The organism is Endobacterium panacihumi (assembly GCF_050847465.1).
Lineage (GTDB): Bacteria > Pseudomonadota > Alphaproteobacteria > Rhizobiales > Rhizobiaceae > Neorhizobium > Neorhizobium panacihumi.
Map to the genome: position 1 here is coordinate 1 of NZ_JBOZRA010000014.1, position 15,595 is coordinate 15,595.

At 56.9% G+C, this 15,595-nt stretch carries 22 protein-coding genes; 10 read left to right on the forward strand and 12 right to left on the reverse strand.

Annotated features, from left to right (window positions below; genetic code table 11):
• Positions 1-495: 495 nt before the first annotated feature.
• Positions 496-819, forward strand: coding sequence for a phage holin family protein (locus ACRQ1B_RS28745; RefSeq protein WP_432297746.1), 324 nt, complete (start codon positions 496-498; stop codon positions 817-819).
• A 4-nt stretch (positions 820-823) separates the two neighbouring features.
• Here ACRQ1B_RS28745 and ACRQ1B_RS28750 read toward each other — a convergent pair whose 3' ends face one another.
• Both ACRQ1B_RS28750 and ACRQ1B_RS28755 read right to left on the reverse strand, forming a co-directional pair.
• Positions 824-1,054 (reverse strand): hypothetical protein, encoded by a 231-nt coding sequence (locus ACRQ1B_RS28750; protein ID WP_432297748.1) that lies wholly within the window; start codon positions 1,052-1,054, stop codon positions 824-826.
• A gap of 652 nt (positions 1,055-1,706) precedes the next feature.
• Entirely contained in the window at positions 1,707-2,387 is a 681-nt protein-coding gene (locus ACRQ1B_RS28755; protein WP_432297749.1) for a nucleotide-binding protein, read from the reverse strand.
• Between the two features lie 255 nt (positions 2,388-2,642).
• On the opposite strand from ACRQ1B_RS28755, the gene ACRQ1B_RS28760 reads away from it, so the two are divergent.
• Together ACRQ1B_RS28760 and ACRQ1B_RS28765 are read left to right on the forward strand one after the other, a co-directional pair.
• Positions 2,643-3,992 carry a hypothetical protein gene (locus ACRQ1B_RS28760; protein WP_432297750.1) on the forward strand — a complete coding sequence of 450 codons (1,350 nt, stop codon included), beginning with the start codon at positions 2,643-2,645 and terminating at the stop codon, positions 3,990-3,992.
• 112 nt (positions 3,993-4,104) lie between these two features.
• Entirely contained in the window at positions 4,105-4,698 is a 594-nt protein-coding gene (locus ACRQ1B_RS28765) for a recombinase family protein (protein WP_432297751.1), read from the forward strand.
• A 167-nt stretch (positions 4,699-4,865) separates the two neighbouring features.
• On the opposite strand, the gene ACRQ1B_RS28770 is transcribed toward ACRQ1B_RS28765, so the two are convergent.
• From ACRQ1B_RS28770 to ACRQ1B_RS28815, 10 genes are all read right to left on the reverse strand, one after another.
• Positions 4,866-5,699, reverse strand: coding sequence for a helix-turn-helix domain-containing protein (locus ACRQ1B_RS28770; RefSeq protein WP_432297752.1), 834 nt, complete (start codon positions 5,697-5,699; stop codon positions 4,866-4,868).
• Between the two features lie 177 nt (positions 5,700-5,876).
• Positions 5,877-6,089 (reverse strand): ribbon-helix-helix protein, CopG family, encoded by a 213-nt coding sequence (locus tag ACRQ1B_RS28775; protein WP_432297754.1) that lies wholly within the window; start codon positions 6,087-6,089, stop codon positions 5,877-5,879.
• Positions 6,090-6,179: 90 nt separating this feature from the next.
• Positions 6,180-6,392, reverse strand: a complete 213-nt coding sequence (locus tag ACRQ1B_RS28780) for a hypothetical protein (RefSeq protein ID WP_432297756.1) — start codon at positions 6,390-6,392, stop codon at positions 6,180-6,182.
• A complete protein-coding gene (locus ACRQ1B_RS28785; protein ID WP_432297757.1) occupies positions 6,389-6,619 on the reverse strand; it encodes a hypothetical protein in 231 nt (76 codons plus the stop codon). The genes ACRQ1B_RS28780 and ACRQ1B_RS28785 overlap by 4 nt, the downstream gene beginning before the upstream one ends.
• Positions 6,616-7,344: a hypothetical protein gene (locus tag ACRQ1B_RS28790; protein ID WP_432297758.1), complete on the reverse strand. Its 729-nt coding sequence runs from the start codon at positions 7,342-7,344 to the stop codon at positions 6,616-6,618. Before ACRQ1B_RS28790 ends, ACRQ1B_RS28785 begins: the two co-directional genes overlap by 4 nt.
• Positions 7,341-7,625 carry a DUF551 domain-containing protein gene (locus tag ACRQ1B_RS28795; RefSeq protein ID WP_432297809.1) on the reverse strand — a complete coding sequence of 95 codons (285 nt, stop codon included), beginning with the start codon at positions 7,623-7,625 and terminating at the stop codon, positions 7,341-7,343. The genes ACRQ1B_RS28790 and ACRQ1B_RS28795 overlap by 4 nt, the downstream gene beginning before the upstream one ends.
• A gap of 241 nt (positions 7,626-7,866) precedes the next feature.
• Positions 7,867-8,931 carry a hypothetical protein gene (locus ACRQ1B_RS28800; protein ID WP_432297760.1) on the reverse strand — a complete coding sequence of 355 codons (1,065 nt, stop codon included), beginning with the start codon at positions 8,929-8,931 and terminating at the stop codon, positions 7,867-7,869.
• On the reverse strand, positions 8,928-9,218 hold the full coding sequence (locus tag ACRQ1B_RS28805; RefSeq protein WP_432297761.1) for a hypothetical protein: 291 nt from the start codon (positions 9,216-9,218) through the stop codon (positions 8,928-8,930). The genes ACRQ1B_RS28800 and ACRQ1B_RS28805 overlap by 4 nt, the downstream gene beginning before the upstream one ends.
• 82 nt (positions 9,219-9,300) lie before the next feature.
• Positions 9,301-9,465, reverse strand: coding sequence for a hypothetical protein (locus tag ACRQ1B_RS28810; protein ID WP_432297763.1), 165 nt, complete (start codon positions 9,463-9,465; stop codon positions 9,301-9,303).
• A 361-nt stretch (positions 9,466-9,826) separates the two neighbouring features.
• Positions 9,827-10,510, reverse strand: a complete 684-nt coding sequence (locus ACRQ1B_RS28815; protein ID WP_432297764.1) for a LexA family protein — start codon at positions 10,508-10,510, stop codon at positions 9,827-9,829.
• 75 nt (positions 10,511-10,585) lie between these two features.
• On the opposite strand from ACRQ1B_RS28815, the gene ACRQ1B_RS28820 reads away from it, so the two are divergent.
• The 7 genes from ACRQ1B_RS28820 to nusG all read left to right on the forward strand — a co-directional run bounded on the left by ACRQ1B_RS28820 (position 10,586) and on the right by nusG (position 15,482).
• Positions 10,586-10,834, forward strand: a complete 249-nt coding sequence (locus ACRQ1B_RS28820; RefSeq protein WP_432297766.1) for a hypothetical protein — start codon at positions 10,586-10,588, stop codon at positions 10,832-10,834.
• 225 nt (positions 10,835-11,059) lie between these two features.
• Positions 11,060-11,533 (forward strand): hypothetical protein, encoded by a 474-nt coding sequence (locus ACRQ1B_RS28825; RefSeq protein WP_432297767.1) that lies wholly within the window; start codon positions 11,060-11,062, stop codon positions 11,531-11,533.
• The gene (locus ACRQ1B_RS28830) at positions 11,527-11,778 is read left to right on the forward strand and encodes a hypothetical protein (protein ID WP_432297768.1); all 252 of its coding nucleotides are present in this window, start codon (positions 11,527-11,529) and stop codon (positions 11,776-11,778) included. Before ACRQ1B_RS28825 ends, ACRQ1B_RS28830 begins: the two co-directional genes overlap by 7 nt.
• Positions 11,775-13,112, forward strand: a complete 1,338-nt coding sequence (locus ACRQ1B_RS28835; RefSeq protein ID WP_432297769.1) for an MT-A70 family methyltransferase — start codon at positions 11,775-11,777, stop codon at positions 13,110-13,112. Before ACRQ1B_RS28830 ends, ACRQ1B_RS28835 begins: the two co-directional genes overlap by 4 nt.
• Positions 13,109-13,648, forward strand: a complete 540-nt coding sequence (locus ACRQ1B_RS28840; protein WP_432297770.1) for a coiled-coil domain-containing protein — start codon at positions 13,109-13,111, stop codon at positions 13,646-13,648. Before ACRQ1B_RS28835 ends, ACRQ1B_RS28840 begins: the two co-directional genes overlap by 4 nt.
• On the forward strand, positions 13,648-14,802 hold the full coding sequence (locus ACRQ1B_RS28845) for a LexA family protein (protein ID WP_432297771.1): 1,155 nt from the start codon (positions 13,648-13,650) through the stop codon (positions 14,800-14,802). Before ACRQ1B_RS28840 ends, ACRQ1B_RS28845 begins: the two co-directional genes overlap by 1 nt.
• Entirely contained in the window at positions 14,802-15,482 is a 681-nt protein-coding gene (gene nusG, locus ACRQ1B_RS28850; RefSeq protein WP_432297772.1) for a transcription termination/antitermination protein NusG, read from the forward strand. Before ACRQ1B_RS28845 ends, nusG begins: the two co-directional genes overlap by 1 nt.
• Positions 15,483-15,595 lie beyond the last annotated feature (113 nt).

The following is a 15,595-nucleotide window of genomic DNA, read 5'->3' on the forward strand; positions in this document are numbered from 1 at the left end:
TGCTGATCGGCGCTGGCGCGTTTGCGTATATGCTCCATTCCGGGCGTCTCACGATCAATCGGGCCTGACATGTTCGGGGCGGGTGTAAAACTTGCCACGCTGGTAAAGGCCGGCGCGGCGATCGTCGTCATTGTGGCGCTGCTTTGCGCCATCTTTTTTCACTTCGGAAAGCGCGAGGGGCGAACGGAAACGGAAGCCGACGCCCTCAAGGGCGCGCTTTCGCGCATTCAAACCATGGAGAAACATGATGCTGCGTTCCGCGCTTTGCCGGCTCGGTCTCGTTGCCTGCTCATCGCTCGCGATAGCGGGTTGCCAGCCGAAACATGCGACTGACGGCAGTGGTTATCAAATGACTCGGTTTTCAAATCCGGCGGCCGCGCGGCTCGCTTCCGAGGATGCCACGGCCGGGCCGGCGATCAACTCCAACAACCAGCAGTGCCGGGCTGACCCGGCTTGCAAGAAATAGCATCCCCTCAAACATAAAGGACCGGGGTCATGTCAGAAAAGTACAGCACTCTCATAGAGCTGCTGAATGCCTGGATGGGCGGGGCGGCAACCACCGTCCTTGCTGCCTTCCTCGGCCGTGCCATGTGGCATGGCAACGAAGCCCGAAAGGGCCACCGCCGATTTTTCGGTATGGAGCTGTTCTGGGAATTGCCGGTTGCGATCGGCATGGCGATCGTCGGCGAAAGCGTCGCGTCGTACTTCGATGTCAGCCAGCCCGTCAGAACGGGCCTGATTGCTGCCCTCGCCTACCTCGGCCCGCGCGGACTCGAGGTGCTTTTGGGAAAGTGGTTTTCCCACAAGATCGCGAAATAAAGCATCACGGTTCTTTGCGACGAGTGTTCCCTAGCAGCTCGTCGAGAGCGGCATTCTCGCCGAGGCCGAGCGCTAGGTTTTCAGCCACTTCGATAATGGCAGCGATAACCTGCGCGTGGCTCCATCCGGCAGTATAGGCGTCAGCGATGATGTCTTGTACGCTGCCCTCGATCGCTTCCTGACACTCAAGGAATTGATCTGGCGAGCCGGGTTTAGGTGGCGGGATGTGCGGCATATCTCACGTTCCGTCTTTCGCTTTCCTGTACTGACTACCCGGATATGCAAGGTTGGCGCTTTTGTGGCTGATGGTCGACGTGCCTGGTCGTCCGCACTGGCTGCATCTAAATGTTGCGCCTATAGTTTTTCCGTCTGGCGGTAACTTCGTCATATCCAGTTCCACATGTCGATCGCAGGCGCTGCAGTAGATATGAAGCGCTAGGTTCATGGCGATCATCCCGCCCCATGTGCTGTTATCTGGCATGTGGTTCTCCCCTGCCCTAACAAATAAAAGCCGCCCAGGTTCGTCCTGGGCGGCTTTTTGCGTTGCGACTAGATATTTGCCTTGTCCATTAGTTCAACCAGCGCGTCACCGTACGATAGGCCGGTTTCATTGCAGTAGGACTTAAAGCGGTTAATTTGCGAGATGGGCGCTCGGACAAACATTTGGTCGCTAGGCTCTTTCGCTTTGCGGACCCGCATTACTCGCTCAGTGGGTTCTCGGCTAGTAAATCCCGAGCGTTCGGCGGCACGATCTGCTGCGCGCTCTAATGCGCTTTCGTTGAGGTTATCCCGAGCCGGGCTTTTTGCTGTCGGCTTTGGTTCGTCAAATCCGGTTAGGTCGAGCCTCTTCTCTGGCTTCGTTGCGCCAAATCCTAGATCACTCATTATTATGCTGCCTCCTTTGCGGTTCCTTTGAGGATGCTCAGAACCTCGCCGGTTAGCTGAATTGCGTTTTCTATCGCCGAGTCTAGCCCGTTCACTCGTTTCGGGTCGAGTTCAAACAGGCTGAGTTTGTCCATGAACATTGCGTTGAATGCGGTTCTGTCGTGAAGGTGTGTGTTAAGGACGGGCATATTGTTGGCGCGCATCTGATCAGCAATCTCACGCTCGATCCTTTTTATAAATGGCGGCGGGCTAGTGCGATTAAATGACAGGATGAATGGAAGTTTCTTTCCAACGTCCTCCCCGCTTTCAAGCACAAGCCCGACTGCTCGGGCGGCCTGTTTCGCTTCAAGGGCGCTTCCGCCAAGCGGAATGATTGTAAGATCGGCGCGCATGATGGTTCGCGATGTCATCCGGCTGGCGGTGCCTTCAAGGTCGATAAACACAAATGAAGAGCTTTCCGACGCTCGCTTGATTTGGTCTGCAATATTGCTCTCAGTAACATCGCTGATGACATCGATGTTTGCCTTACTGTTACCCGTGCGCCAATCGGTGATAGGTTTGTTGGGGTCGGCATCGATAATTGTTACACGGCCGCCCTCGTGAGCGATCGTTGAGGCAAGGGTTAGGATCGTCGTAGACTTTCCAGCGCCACCCTTCGGATTTGCTGCGCAAATGACCGGCATCTTCGTTTTTCCTCTGCTGCTTTCCAGCACATATCACATAGAAATCTGAACGCTTTCATAACGATTGATATTAGGTATCAATCCTATAGCAGGCATATAGCAACACGCAGGCTATCCGATATCAATCTTTATGATATCAAAAAGATAGCTATACGCAAGCAACGCGATTGATATCGACTTGATTTCAGCGTGACCGTGCAAAGGAGCATGCTATGGTCCTGCAATCGTCATTTAGATCAAACGAGGGCGCAGCCATTGTCGAAAAATCCAGCGATCAAGTTGAGCCAAACTCAAAGAAGCGATCTTACTGGCTTCGCAACAGATGCGTTGAAGTCGTTTGAGGCCGGTCTATTGAGCAATGACCGCGCGTGGCCCGATGAGGCTGACGAGTTCGGCTTTACATTCTTCAACGGACTGACCGTTATTTTTAGCCGAGAATATTACGAGGCTGAAGGTTCATTTACGCGGCTGATAGCTAAAATACTCAAAGCAAAGGCGGCGCATGAGCCAACGATACGCATTTTTGTTCAAGAAGCTGCGAAGGCGCATGTCGCTGCAATTGTGAAGGGAGGGGACCCAGCAACCCTTCGGCCGCAAGCCGTCTCGACCTTAATTGCGACAGTCCTGGACGAAGTGTCTAAGGTCTATACCCATATTGAGCCGAATTTTCTATTTGTCCCCAATGGGCATAGCGGCACCATAAAACTCGGCCGTGTGCGATCGATGCCTCTGGAGGCAACGGCGACCGCCACGCCTCTCAGTAAATTTCCCGCGCTAAAACTGGAGGCTGAACAGTTCGGCGTCGTTAAAAGGGAAAATGGGATAACGACTGTTGGAATGGTGACGATGGCATGGGTTGTTGATGTGCCGGCAACCCGTGAGAATGTTACCGAAGAGGCCAAATGGCTAATTGACGTCGCCGTAAGTCTAGCTCGCCTAAGCTCGAAACACTGGTCTGTTCGGTACCCTAAACTCGGGGACATCGAGCTTCACCCTACAAGGCAGATTGACCGTACGCCCCGCGTCACGACGGACGGTGAAAAATGGTTTTTGCAACGCAACAAAACTCCGGTTGTTTACGATGTAAGTCCGCTTGTGGCGAAAGACCTCGCTAAGGCTGACGTGCAACGGATCGCCGAATTGATCTTTGATCCCTCGGCCAATTCGCTTGCGCTCCGTGTATCGCAAGGGCTCGGCTGGCTCACGCGAGGCCGGCAGGCGTCTGACAGGTCTGAGCGGCTCTTGTCGTTTTTTACCGCTTTGGAGGCCCTTCTAACCTCTAACAATAGTTCCGATCCTGTTACGCAAACGATAAGCCGGCATGTCTCTGTAATCTGGTCAAGCAAAATAGCGGATCGGGTCGCGTTATATAATCAGGTGAAATCCCTCTATGCGCTCCGATCTGCGGTTGTGCATGCAGGGAAGCGCGAGGTTCTGCTCCATCACGTCAATTCTTTGCAGCTGATCGCGGAAACTGTGTTCTCCATAGTGCTCAAAAACTGCGACCTTTCCATTTCACAAGATACTTTCTCACAGAGTTTGAGCGACGCCAGCCATGGTGCGCCTTGGGCCTTCTATAAGAAGGCGCGATCGAAAAAACGGTGAGAGAAAACGTACGGATTTTGGCAGGGGAGGGGCGGGCTGTTGAAAAGTCCCGGTCCCGGACTTATCACCATGGCGGAAAGTAACAGGCTAACTTTCTGACAGGTGAAAACTCATGTCGCGCATTTTCGCTTATGCCCGCGTTTCCACGGCCGGCCAGACGGTCGAAAATCAGATTGCCGAAATAAAGGCGGCCGGCTTTGTCGTCGAGCCGCGCCGGATCGTGACGGAAACGATTTCCGGTAGTATCGCCACGTCGCAGCGGCCGGGCTTTGTGCGCCTGGTCGATCGGCTGGAATCTGGCGACGTATTGATTGTCACAAAGCTCGATCGGCTCGGCCGCGATGCAATGGATGTCGCCGCGACCGTCCAGCGTCTGGCCGAGGTCGGGGTTAGAGTGCATTGCCTCGCCCTTGGCGGCCTCGATCTGACCAGCGCGGCCGGCTCGATGACGATGAACGTCTTGAACGCGGTGGCGCAATTCGAGCGAGATTTGCTGATCGAACGGACGAAATCCGGGGTCGATCGGGCGAGGGCGGCCGGCAAAGTTTTCGGACGGCCACCAAAGCTTACAGGGCGGCAAAAGCGGTCCATTTTGACGGATTTAGAGGCTGGGGCCTCTGTTTCGGCGCTGGCGCGAAAGTATGCCGTCACACGGTCCACCATAAACAAGGTCAGGCAAGATGCGGTTCTGCAGGCCGAGGTCTGAAATGCGGATCTCGAAATTTTCACCTTGCCCCCTCTCATAAGCCCATTTCGTTGCAGCGCATGTTGTCGCTGCTCATCCACACTCGACGATGCCGCCGAACCGCACGTAACGCGGTTCGGAACCGCCGCAGGGGCGCGTTAGCGACCCGAGCAAGCGGCGTCCGCTCATTAGATAAAACCAGACCCGGATTCAGTCTGCTCAATAGACTCACGCTCCTTTATGTCGCGAAGGCGGAATGCTGCCCGAAACTTTTCAAGGCGAGGATTGCGGGCAGGGGGTGTTTCATCGAACAGCTCGGCTTGCTTCACGCGCTCCGGTGCTGGTTGGGCCGTGCCGGCCGCCTTGGCTTCGTCGGCGGCCTTACGGCGCTCAACGTAGCCGGCAAGCCGTTCTGCCTGCGTGGGGTCTTCCACTGTCTCTCTGAGGCGATTGCCGGCCGTTAGGCTCGCCATATGGTTATCATGCGCCTCTTGGCGTTCCTCCTGCCGCTGTGTGGCATCCTCGGGGGCAGGGGCGGCCTTGCCGTACTTTCCGAGCAATGCTTTCGCGCGTGCCGGAATGGACAGCTTGTAGGCGTTGCTGGTCTGTTGGACCTGTGGGCCGCTCTCGTTGTGTGTCGGGATGTATCGGCGCAGCCAGTCGATGAAGCCGTGCGCGCGCAATGCCTTCAGTGCGTCAACGATCGCGCCGCGCGATCTGCAAAGCCGTTCCTGCAGCGTATCAATCGACGGATCGAGGCGGCCGGTTTTGAAATCGACGATGTTGGCGAAGTATTCCAGAATTTCGAGCGCGATCGTGCCGAGCGGGCCGGTGCGTTTGCCGGGCTGCTTCATGCTGCGCTCATAAAGCCGCGCGGAAAGTAGAACCTGCTTGGCGTTCTCTGTCGTGTTCTTTTTCCAGAACACGGCTTCGCCCTTGCCTGCCTTGTGGGATTTGCGGCGCACTGGCTGATGTGTGCGCCTGGTGCTGCCGGCCTCGATGCCTGCGAGCTGCTTGAACATGTCCTATCCTCTCCTTGAGAGGGCATGGACGGCAGGCAAAAAATCACCGGTCCCGCAAGGTGTGACTCTTGCAGGTTCGTTAATTCTGAACTATCTTGAGGCTGTCTTCGGTCCTCAAGATCGATTTTTGCATTGCAGTCCCAAAAAGCCCGCCTCGCCAAAGGCGGGTTTTTTATTTTATGCCCTTGCGTTCTCTATATAAAACCTAATGGCCTCTTCCATGATTGGCGCGCGGGATGATGCCCCGCGTTCCTGCTTCAATCGGTCAATGGCTGCGACGACATCGCCCGGCATGGCAATGCTGACATTCACAAGGCCGGCTTTCGCCTGTCTCGCTCTAAGGGCTGCTACGCTTTCGCGCGTTCTAGTCCGTGTGTCCTTGGTCATCATTACATGTAACAGCAATTCCGAGTGATTCTGCAAGTGGCGTCATCGCTTTCACGATGATGGCGTTTCACCGCCTGCAAAATCGGGTAGATTTCACGCTGCCGGCGGCATCCGGTAGCTCCAGCCGCGACCGCGCGGCCATTCATCAACGTTGAAAACAGTGTGCTCCTTGCTGGTTCGGATCGGCATGTTTTCGTATTCATGCTCCGTCAGAAGTCCGAAGACGCGGCGGCGGGTGCGGCCTGTTGGCCCCCATGAAGAGGGGTCGGCTAAGTCTTCCAGATGTCTTGCGGCATTGGCGATCATTGGTCATTCCTTTCTTGGGTGGCCGGTGTTTGTTCGGCCAATTCAGGCGTCGTGCGAATTTTGAATTGGAACCGGTCAAGAACAGCGATCTGAGCATCATCAAGCTCGTAAAGAATGCCGCCAACCGTGCGGTAAAAGACATGTCCGTTAGGCCGTGTACCCATGCGAGCAACGGGGTCTAACAGATTGTCTGACATGAACATGGTTGCGCTTCTGATCGGCTTCATTGGCCGTCCTCTCGGATCAATCGAACATTGTTGATTGAATAGTGGCCTTTGCCATTCGGGTACGGTTTGCCGACATAGTTTTCGACGTAGTGATCGACGCTCTTTTGGGCGTCCTCTCGCGTCTGCCAGTCAACGCACATAATCTGGCTGTGGCCGTTTTCGTCGTCTGCGGCGACATTCCATATTCTATCGGTGGTCCGCGCGTGTCGCGCGGCTGCGGAAAGGACTGCGGCCGCCGCGTTCGTCCACATTGACTTGAGTGTGGCAGGTAGTGAGTACCACTGGTTTACTGCGCTGGCCTCGGGATCATGCGACCAAAAGCCCTCAAGATTGGCTTGGCCGAGTTCTTTGGCTGGTACGTGGTTTTCGGGCGCGCGGTGCGTAATCCACTCTTCAACCCCATGGGTTTCGCTTGTGACGTACACCGTCGCGCCATCGCGATAGATTGTTGCTTCGTATGGCGCTCCTGATGTCGGGAATACAGTTACTTTATCCCCCATCGCCCTCGTCTGCGGGGCGGGGTGGCAGCGGCTCAGCTGCTCCATACGATCCTCTACCATACGAAGCGTCGGATAGTCAGCAGGAAGAGAGCTGAAGTCTGTTGCAGCAAGGGCGCGGCGAACCTTATCGCTTTCGTCACGCAGGGCGTTCGCTGCCGTCTCTACTGCCGACCAATCGCGTCGGCTGATGCCCGCGTGAAGATCCTGTATCAGTCTGGTGGTCATGGCTGGCCCTCCGTGGTGGCGGGCGGCGCGGGAAGCGGCTGCCAGTGGGTGACAAAGCTGTCCGGGCGTCCGTGAACCCGGAAGCATCCGCGCTCAGCGTCATACCAGCCCGTGCGATATCCCCATCCGCCGCCGTTGCGCTTTTCGTTATCGAGAAGGCCGCAGTGACCATTGAGGAAGACAGAGACTTCCTCGCTGTCGTGGCCCTGCTCGCCCGGAAGGCGATCGTTGACGTCAATCCAGCCCGTCGTATTCGTTTGCGGTGGTGTGCTTTTGGTCATGTTCACAACGAATACCCTCCAAGGCCTTGGCGCTGTGAAAGGATGGCCACCTTCCGGGCTATTGCGAACCGCTTCCGTATTTGCCACCAGCGCAACGATTTGCATTCTGCATTCACGCGAGCGCAGGCCGCCTTATGCTCTAGGATGCATTCGTCCGAGGATCGGCCAGTGATCGGGTCGAAGCCGATGACCGAAATATTGACGAGGTCATATTCTCCGCGCCTCAGAGGCGTGTTCTCAATCATCGCTCGCTCTCCCCAAGTGTCGCGGGTGCGGGGGGTGCCGAGCCAACTGAAAAAGCAGGGTTTGGCTTCAGCTCGTTCCCTTCAGCAATGAACGGATAGCGGCCTGCTTGGGCGATCTGATCAACATCAAGAAACAGCTTATTCTCTACCCAAACGGCGGTCACATCCGCTCGGTGCGCGACATCGAGGCCGATCAAGACGGCGTTGCCATCTTTCGGCGTGCTGATCTGGCTTCCGCGCTGATGGATCATCATCGCAAAATTCGCCACGTCTACCGGGTCGCCCTTCGCGATGTGTCCGATAAGCATGTCGGAAAGGGTGTCAATGGTGCAAAGCTCGGGCTTGTCCCATCCGTCGCGACCTTTCGCGCGATCGGCGGCCAGCTTGGCTTTCATGATCTTGGCGAACCGATCAACGCAGGCGTTATCGTTCGTGGTGTCGTCGGCGAGTTGGTAGCCCTTGCCCGCTTTCGTCCAGATCAACGGGCGGGGAATGGCCTCGCCTTCAACGAGCGCGCGTTCGTCGGCGTTGAAATAGCATTCGCGCTCCGGGCCGAGACAATCCGCGTGCATAAAGCCATCGTCGCTCCAATAGACCGGATCGCCGTCAGAAAGGCAGATGCCGCAGACGTGGCAGGCTTCGTTCTCAAGCTCGGCCGCTCGCTCGGCTGCAAGGGCCTTCGCGGCTTCGTGTTTTTTGATGACTGCATAGATTTCGCGGATCGTGCCGTCATCCTCGTGAGCGCCGCCGAACACCTCGTCGATAATCTCGCCCATCAGCTCGCGGCCGATCCGCGGTTCAATGGTCGCGTCACCGTTGGCGTAATGGGTGTGCAACTCATTGCCGATTTGAGCTGAAATCGAACCGATGCGAACCATGCCCATGTTGGCGGATAGAGCGGAAAGGCTCGGCGCTGGATAGCTCGACGCATGCTCACCTACCAGTGGCATCTTGTCGGAAGATACCGGGCCGCCATCTGCGGGCATTCCCTGCGCCCATGCGACGCCGGCCATAAAACCTTTGCGGTGTGCTGCAGCCCAACGCCGCTTTCCCGCGCTCATGGTCGTGCCTCCAGAGCTGCAACGTGCATGCTGATGCGAGGCAGGGTGATGCGGGTGCTGTCGCGATAGGTCGTGATCCGGTCGATGCGGGAAAAGTCCGGACGTGCGTCGCGTGCCCGTAGGCCGTATTTTTTGATGATGTGTGATGCCGCGTTCATGCTCTTGCCGATCGCTGCGCCGATTTCTGCGCACGTCATGCCGCGATCGATCATTTCGCGGACTGCTTCGATTTCGTCTTCGTTTGTCTTGGTGGCCGGCTTCGCCTTTGCGGCCAATGCGGATGTCATGCGAAAATTCTCCAGATGATGAATGCAAAGGCGGCTGCAACGGCAAGCCGGGGGTGTTTAGCGGCGGCCGAAATCAGGACGATCATTCGGCCGGCCTGACAAACCGCACCGTTTTGACGATGCCCGGATTGCTGCGGACGGCGTTGCGCTCGGCGAGAAGGGAATTTGCGGCCGTCGTCGTGACGGATGCGCCACCCTGAAAGGTGACACAAAATATCGAGCTCTTTGCAGGGTGGTTGCTGGTCATGTCAGGCGGCTCGCTGCGACATGCTGATAGCTTGTGCGCGGGCACGATCGGAAAGAGTGTCTACCTCTTCCTGTGAAAATCGAAGGAGCAAGGTTTCGCGAGTGCAATGGTCGCCATTCTCACACATGTAGGCCGCCATCTCGCGAACGATGCGCGTCCCATCAGTCTTAGAAATCATTGGATGTTTCCCGGTTATTGGGATGGGGCGTTTCGCCACTCATCCCGGTTGCCGTTCTCAAATCAGAACGTAGTGGCAACATAATTAGGGATCTGTCCCTAAGTCAAGGGATGTATCCCGGTATCACGGGATAAAAAAAGCCGCCCGTTTCGGGGCGGCCGAGGTTCCTAGTGATTCGAAAGATCAGATCATGGTGCGACGGTAGCTTCCTGTCACAATGCCACAAATCACAATTTCGGTGGCAGGTTCACCTTCTAGCCGGAACGGAACATGCTTCGGATTGCTGCTCTGAGGGACTAGCATCCAGCCCGTGTCTGTCATCTCGATAACTTTAAGAGTAGCCTCGACGAGGTGGCCGTTGCGGCGCTCTATGTGAACTGTCAGGCCCGACTTGATTGATATGCCGCTGTCCGCGAAATCGACGCACGTAACATAAGAGCCGTCTGGATAAACGAGGTCCATCGAATCTCCGTTCACCTTCAGGCCGTATTGCTTTGCCCTTGGAAACCGGGGGTCGCGAGCGACCGGGATAGTCTCATAGTTTTCATAATCGTCGTCGTTCAATGTCCTGTCCAGCCAAGCGCCAGCCTGGATGACGCCCCTTACTTGAATATTGGTGACCTCGAAACGCGGGTCGTTTGGATTATCGTTGTCGGCCTCTACAGCATCGGTCGTAAACCAATCAATGGTTGTCTCTAGAGCGTATGCCAACTTTTGCAGATTTTCCAATGCCGGCTTTTTGGACTTTCCCCGCAAGATGTCTCGCACGTAGCTGGGGTTAAGCCCGGCACGCAAGGCCGTCTCATGAGCGTTGAGGCCCACAATATCCATACGCAGTTTTAGGCGTTTTTGAAGTGATGTTTCCATCACCTCTTTTACGATTGGGGATGTTAAAGCGTCCAACGGGATGTGTCCCTTGACATTTCGGGACGAGTCCCGAATATGGCCGGTATGTTGAGCGATACGGTTATTAGCGAAGATGATGTTCGGGCCTCTCTTGTGGCCCGCGCACTGCGTTATGCCGAGGCGGCAAACACAAGTTTGTCTGCAATCGGAGTGGCCTCTGTCGGAGACAGCAAGTTCATTTCGAGGGTACAGGCCGGGCTTAACTTCAACATCAAAACCTATCAGCGCGTTATGGATTGGTTGGACCTTCAGGAAGGTATTGACCAGTTCCGAGGCGCTGAATGATCCAATCCATTGCGAGGCTCGTTCTTACTTGCCGCCGCATGAAGCGCCGGGGCATTCAAACCTTGTGTTTGTTTAGGCGGACCCGCCTCGGCGCTGTGAATCTCGGTCATCATGGGGTTTCCCTGCGGTGCCGTTGCTGATGATGCCAACAGGTTAGCGCGGGGCTGGCCGGCATTCACTGAATCATTTTCCGAGAAAAGTTTCACCGAACCGACGGGGGTTTGAATGCGTCCTTATGCCAAGGGGGTCTATCTGTCGTTGAGCGCTGCCATCCGCACCGCTTATGACCGGGTAGGCGGGGTTTCCAAGTTTGCCGGCCATACGCGGCCTAAGCTGGCAACGCTGAGCAAGTACGCTTCTGACAGTGATCAGAATGCGGAAACGATCATGCCAATCGATGTTGCGATTGACCTCGATCGGAAGGCCGGGCAGCCGATCGTGACGGCTCGCATGGCGTCTATCCTTGGTTATGACGTCGTTCCGAAAATCGTTGCTCCCATGCTGGCCGGCGGCCTGACTGAGGCGGATGCGCTCGATGTCATGGCCGAGGCCATGGATTTCGTTCGCGCAATTCGTGGCGCTCTGGCTGACGGAAAGGTTTGCGCAATGGATCGTGAGAACCTGCGCCGCGAATGGCTCGACCTTCGCCACGAAATGGATGAGGCGCTTTTGCATGCCGGGGTGTCTGAGACATGCTGACGCCTCTTGTTCTTTCTGGTGGCGCTGCTCTTGTCGTTGAGGTTGTTGCCGATCGCGATCAAACGCTGATGGATGGATTTGATGCGCTGCCGCAGCTCGTTCGCGAAGCGATCGCTTTCGCCGATTTCCCTTTTCCTCTCGATGCTGTTGGGCGGATGTTGAGACGGGGTGTGCCTGCCGATATCGTGGCTGACGTGATTTTGAGTGTCGATCGCCGCATTTCCCGGCTGCGGGGTGAGCGATGATCGGCGAGCCAAAATCGAAAGTCGCCAAGGCGCGTCACATCGAGAAGATTGTTGTCGGGCAGCGTTTACGCACGCTGGATGAGGCCAAGGTTGTCTCGTTCATGGATTCCATCCGCCGTGTTGGCCTGAAAACGCCGATCACTGTTTTCGGGAAGGAAGATGATGCCCGCGTTCGTTTAAGCGCTGGCGGCCATCGCCTTGAGGCCTGCACACGGCTCGGCATGTCTACCATTCTCTGTTTCCACGAAGATGGCGACGAGGTTGATCGCGAGCTTTGGGAAATCGATGAGAATCTTATTCGCTCGGACCTCGGCGCGTCCGATCGGGCGTTGTTCCTTGCGCGGCGCAAAGAGTTGCACCTGATCAAGTACCCGGAAACCGCACATGGCGGCGATCGGCGAGCAAGTCGCCAAATTGGCGAGATGAAAACGGCTGAGGCGAAGCGGTTTACCGCTGCGACCGCCGAGGCGACCGGCCAGAAAGAGCGCAGCATCCAGCGGGATGTTGAGCGCGGTGAAAAGATTTCGACCGCCGCCCTGCAGATGCTTCGCGGAACGCGCCATGATCGCGGCGTTACCCTCGACCAGTTGAAGCGCCTGGACACGGCTGCGGCGCAAGAAGGTTTCGCTCGCGATCTGCTGGCGGCCGATAAGGCAGTGTCTGTCGAAAGCAAGCAAATCCGCACGGCGCTTCAGCGGCGAAACCGGGAAAGTCGGGTGCGGATGGTTGGCCTGATTGCCGAGCATGGCCGCAAATCTTCCATTGATATGCCGCGTGCTGCCTACCCAATCGGGTATGCGGACCCGCCTTGGCAGCAAGAGGCGTGGAGCGACGAAACCGGACAAGACAAGGGTTTGCGCTATCCGTCCATGACCGTCGAGGCCATCAAGGCGCTGTGTGCTGGCGAAAAAAGCCCGTTTACGCGGGACTCCGTATTGCTGCTTTGGGTGACTTCGAACCGTCTGCCGGATGGCATCGACGTATTGCGCGCATGGGGTTTCGAATACGTAACTTGCATGGTCTGGGATAAGCAGGCTCTTGGGATGGGGCGTTGGGTTCGTGATCGTTCCGAAATCCTGCTTATCGGCAAGCGCGGTGATATCTCGCTGGCGCCGATCATGGGAACGCAGCCGGATAGCCTCTATTCCGAGCAAAAGACGGAACACAGCCGCAAGCCGGTGTGGTTTGCCGAGCAGATCGACCGGCTTTGGCCCGAGCTGCCGAAGCTTGAGCTTTTCCAGCGCAAGGAAAGTCTGGCCGAGGGCGATGTACGCCTTTCCGGGAAATGGGATTTCTGGGGCTATGAGGCCGGCGCTGACGAGGTGGCCGCATGACCGATCGCAACGAGGAAAGAGAGTGGTTCGGCCGCCTCCAGTTGATCGCCGGAAACGTCGAGGGTGACCGCTGGCTAATCGAGACTGACGACGCGGGAACGTACCTGTTCAGTGTCCGTCCTACCGGTGAATCCTCGCACATCGCGACGATTGAGAGTGGGGCGACCCGTTTCGACAAGCGTCTGATTAGCGAGGCAATCCCGCTGCTGTTCGGCTTTTTCGACATGGTGCGTCGCGCGAAAGCGAAGGTTCGCGAGCTTGAGGCACGCGTGGTCGAGCTGGAGCAGAAGTTGGCCGAGGTCGGCGCGAAAAACTATTCAGCGCAAGCAGCCATGCTGACCAAAGACCCGACATTCTGGCGCTTCCTGTCATCGTTTGGCGACGGCGGCCCGGTGGATGGGTCCGACGAGGCTGACGCGCGCCTCAAACAGGTTCTTGGCTTTGAACGTAAGCGCGATCTCAACAAAAACGACGAGTTAAAGCGCGCCTGGCGGGCTTTCTACGTGGACTATCTGAAGTGGCAAAACGAGGGTTGATGCGGATGAATGAGATTGAGAGGCCGGCGCAATCACGCGTCTGGCGGTGGCGGCGGGCGATCGGCGAATCCGATCTTCCGGCAACCACGCGGGACGTGCTGCGCGTTCTATCGGAGTTTATGGACGTGAACGGGGCGAGCTGCTTCCCGACAGTCTTGCAGATCGCGGAAAAGATGGGACGGGACCGTGGCACGGTATCGCATCACCTCAACGCGGCCGATCAGGCGGGATGGATTGAAATCCAAGTTGGGAATTTCAGCGGGCAGAAACATCGCCGCCAATCGTACCTTGCCCGGTGGCCTGACGAACCACGCGAACCTGCAGAAAACGTGGGGGAATTGGGCGAGGAAGTTGGCGGGATCAGGCCACATGACGTGGCGGCGCAATCCGGCCAAGATAATACCTCTCCAAAAAACTCTCCAACTACCTCTCCAGAAAACGCGCATGCGCGGGGGCGTCCGCGTGCTGATTTACAGCGCATCAACAAACAATTTCTGGAGTGGTTGCCGACGTGGCCCAAATACGCCGAGTACAGCGATGCGACCGCTCGGCGGAATTGGCGTTCGTTGTCGGACGCCGAGCGCGCCGCCTGCATTCGGTTGACGCCGTTCTATCTGAAGCAGTTCGGCAATAAGCGTTCCAGTCCGGGCGACTACCTGCGTGATAGGGCTTGGGAAGGATTATCCTTGCCTGAAGAGGTGCCCGAGTGGATCGAAGCCAAGTCCTTCAGTCCGCTTTGGATGGCGACACGGTTTTCGCTTCTGTTGCAGCCGCCATCAGGCCAGATCATCATTACCGCATTCGAGCGCGGCCGGATCGATGCCGGTTCGGTCACGCTCGACGAGGTGCGGCGGCCCAAACTGATCGCGGGCGGTTGGCCGGCGGTCAACGGCATGCTTGAGGCCATGCGCAAGGGGCGCGGCTGGAAGTGCCCGGCCGCCCTGGCTGATGTCGTCGGCGACTTCAAATCCGTGAAAAAGGATAGCGATCTGTTCGCCGCCTGGTCGCGGCTGCATGAGCGGCGCGGGTGGCCGTTCTTCAGCTTCGCGCCGAGCTATGTGCCATTCCCGGCTGTCGATCTGGGAACGGCTGATCTGGATGCGGCTGTTGATGCCGTGATGACTGAATTTGCAGCGCTTTTGAGCAAGGTTTAATGGAAATGAACACGGGGATGATGAAGGCAAACAAGCGGGCGGGGGCCTGCAATGCCGAGGCGGCCGAGCCGTCGCAGTGGGAGCGTAAACGGTTGATGCGCCATGAGCGGTTTTGGCGCTCAAAGCTGGTCGCCGCCTCGGCCGATCTGGTTAAGTCAACGCCAAATGCCGCGCGTTGGTTTTGTATGATCGTCGTCGATGGTGCCGAGATGTCAGTAGAGCGCCGGCTTATCGATGGCGGCGTTGAGGTGCTGGTTCCGAAGCATAAGGCCGACAAGGTTATCAAGGGCAAGGCAGGCAAGCCAGACCGCAAAATCAGTATCGAAAAGGCGAGCTTCACCGGGTATGTGTTCGTTCATATCGTGCCGTCGCCAGAAGCTTTCACGCGCTTGAAAACGGTCAAAGGCGTCATGGATTTTTTGCACTGCGGCGAGCAGTACCATGTGGTTCCTGACGGTCATCTGGCATTCTACCTCGGCGAGCACGTCGATCGCATGAAGACAGATAAATCGATCGGCGATGGGTGCAGCGTTCATATCCATTCCGGCCCGTTCGCTGGCTATGATGCTGTCGTTCTGCAGGTCATTTCGCCTAAGAGCCGGTCGCCTGAGGCGCGGGTATGGGCGAAATCTTTTGCGCGGGAAATCAAAATGCCTGTTGCATTCCTCGAAAAGCTGTGAGAGTCATTCGCTAACGGCCACTTCGGAATCGTTACACCCTCGGATGCCAGCGCCAGACGCTGCCAGAGTTGACCTCGGTCACAGGGCTAAGATGATCTGAAACCCAACCTTGA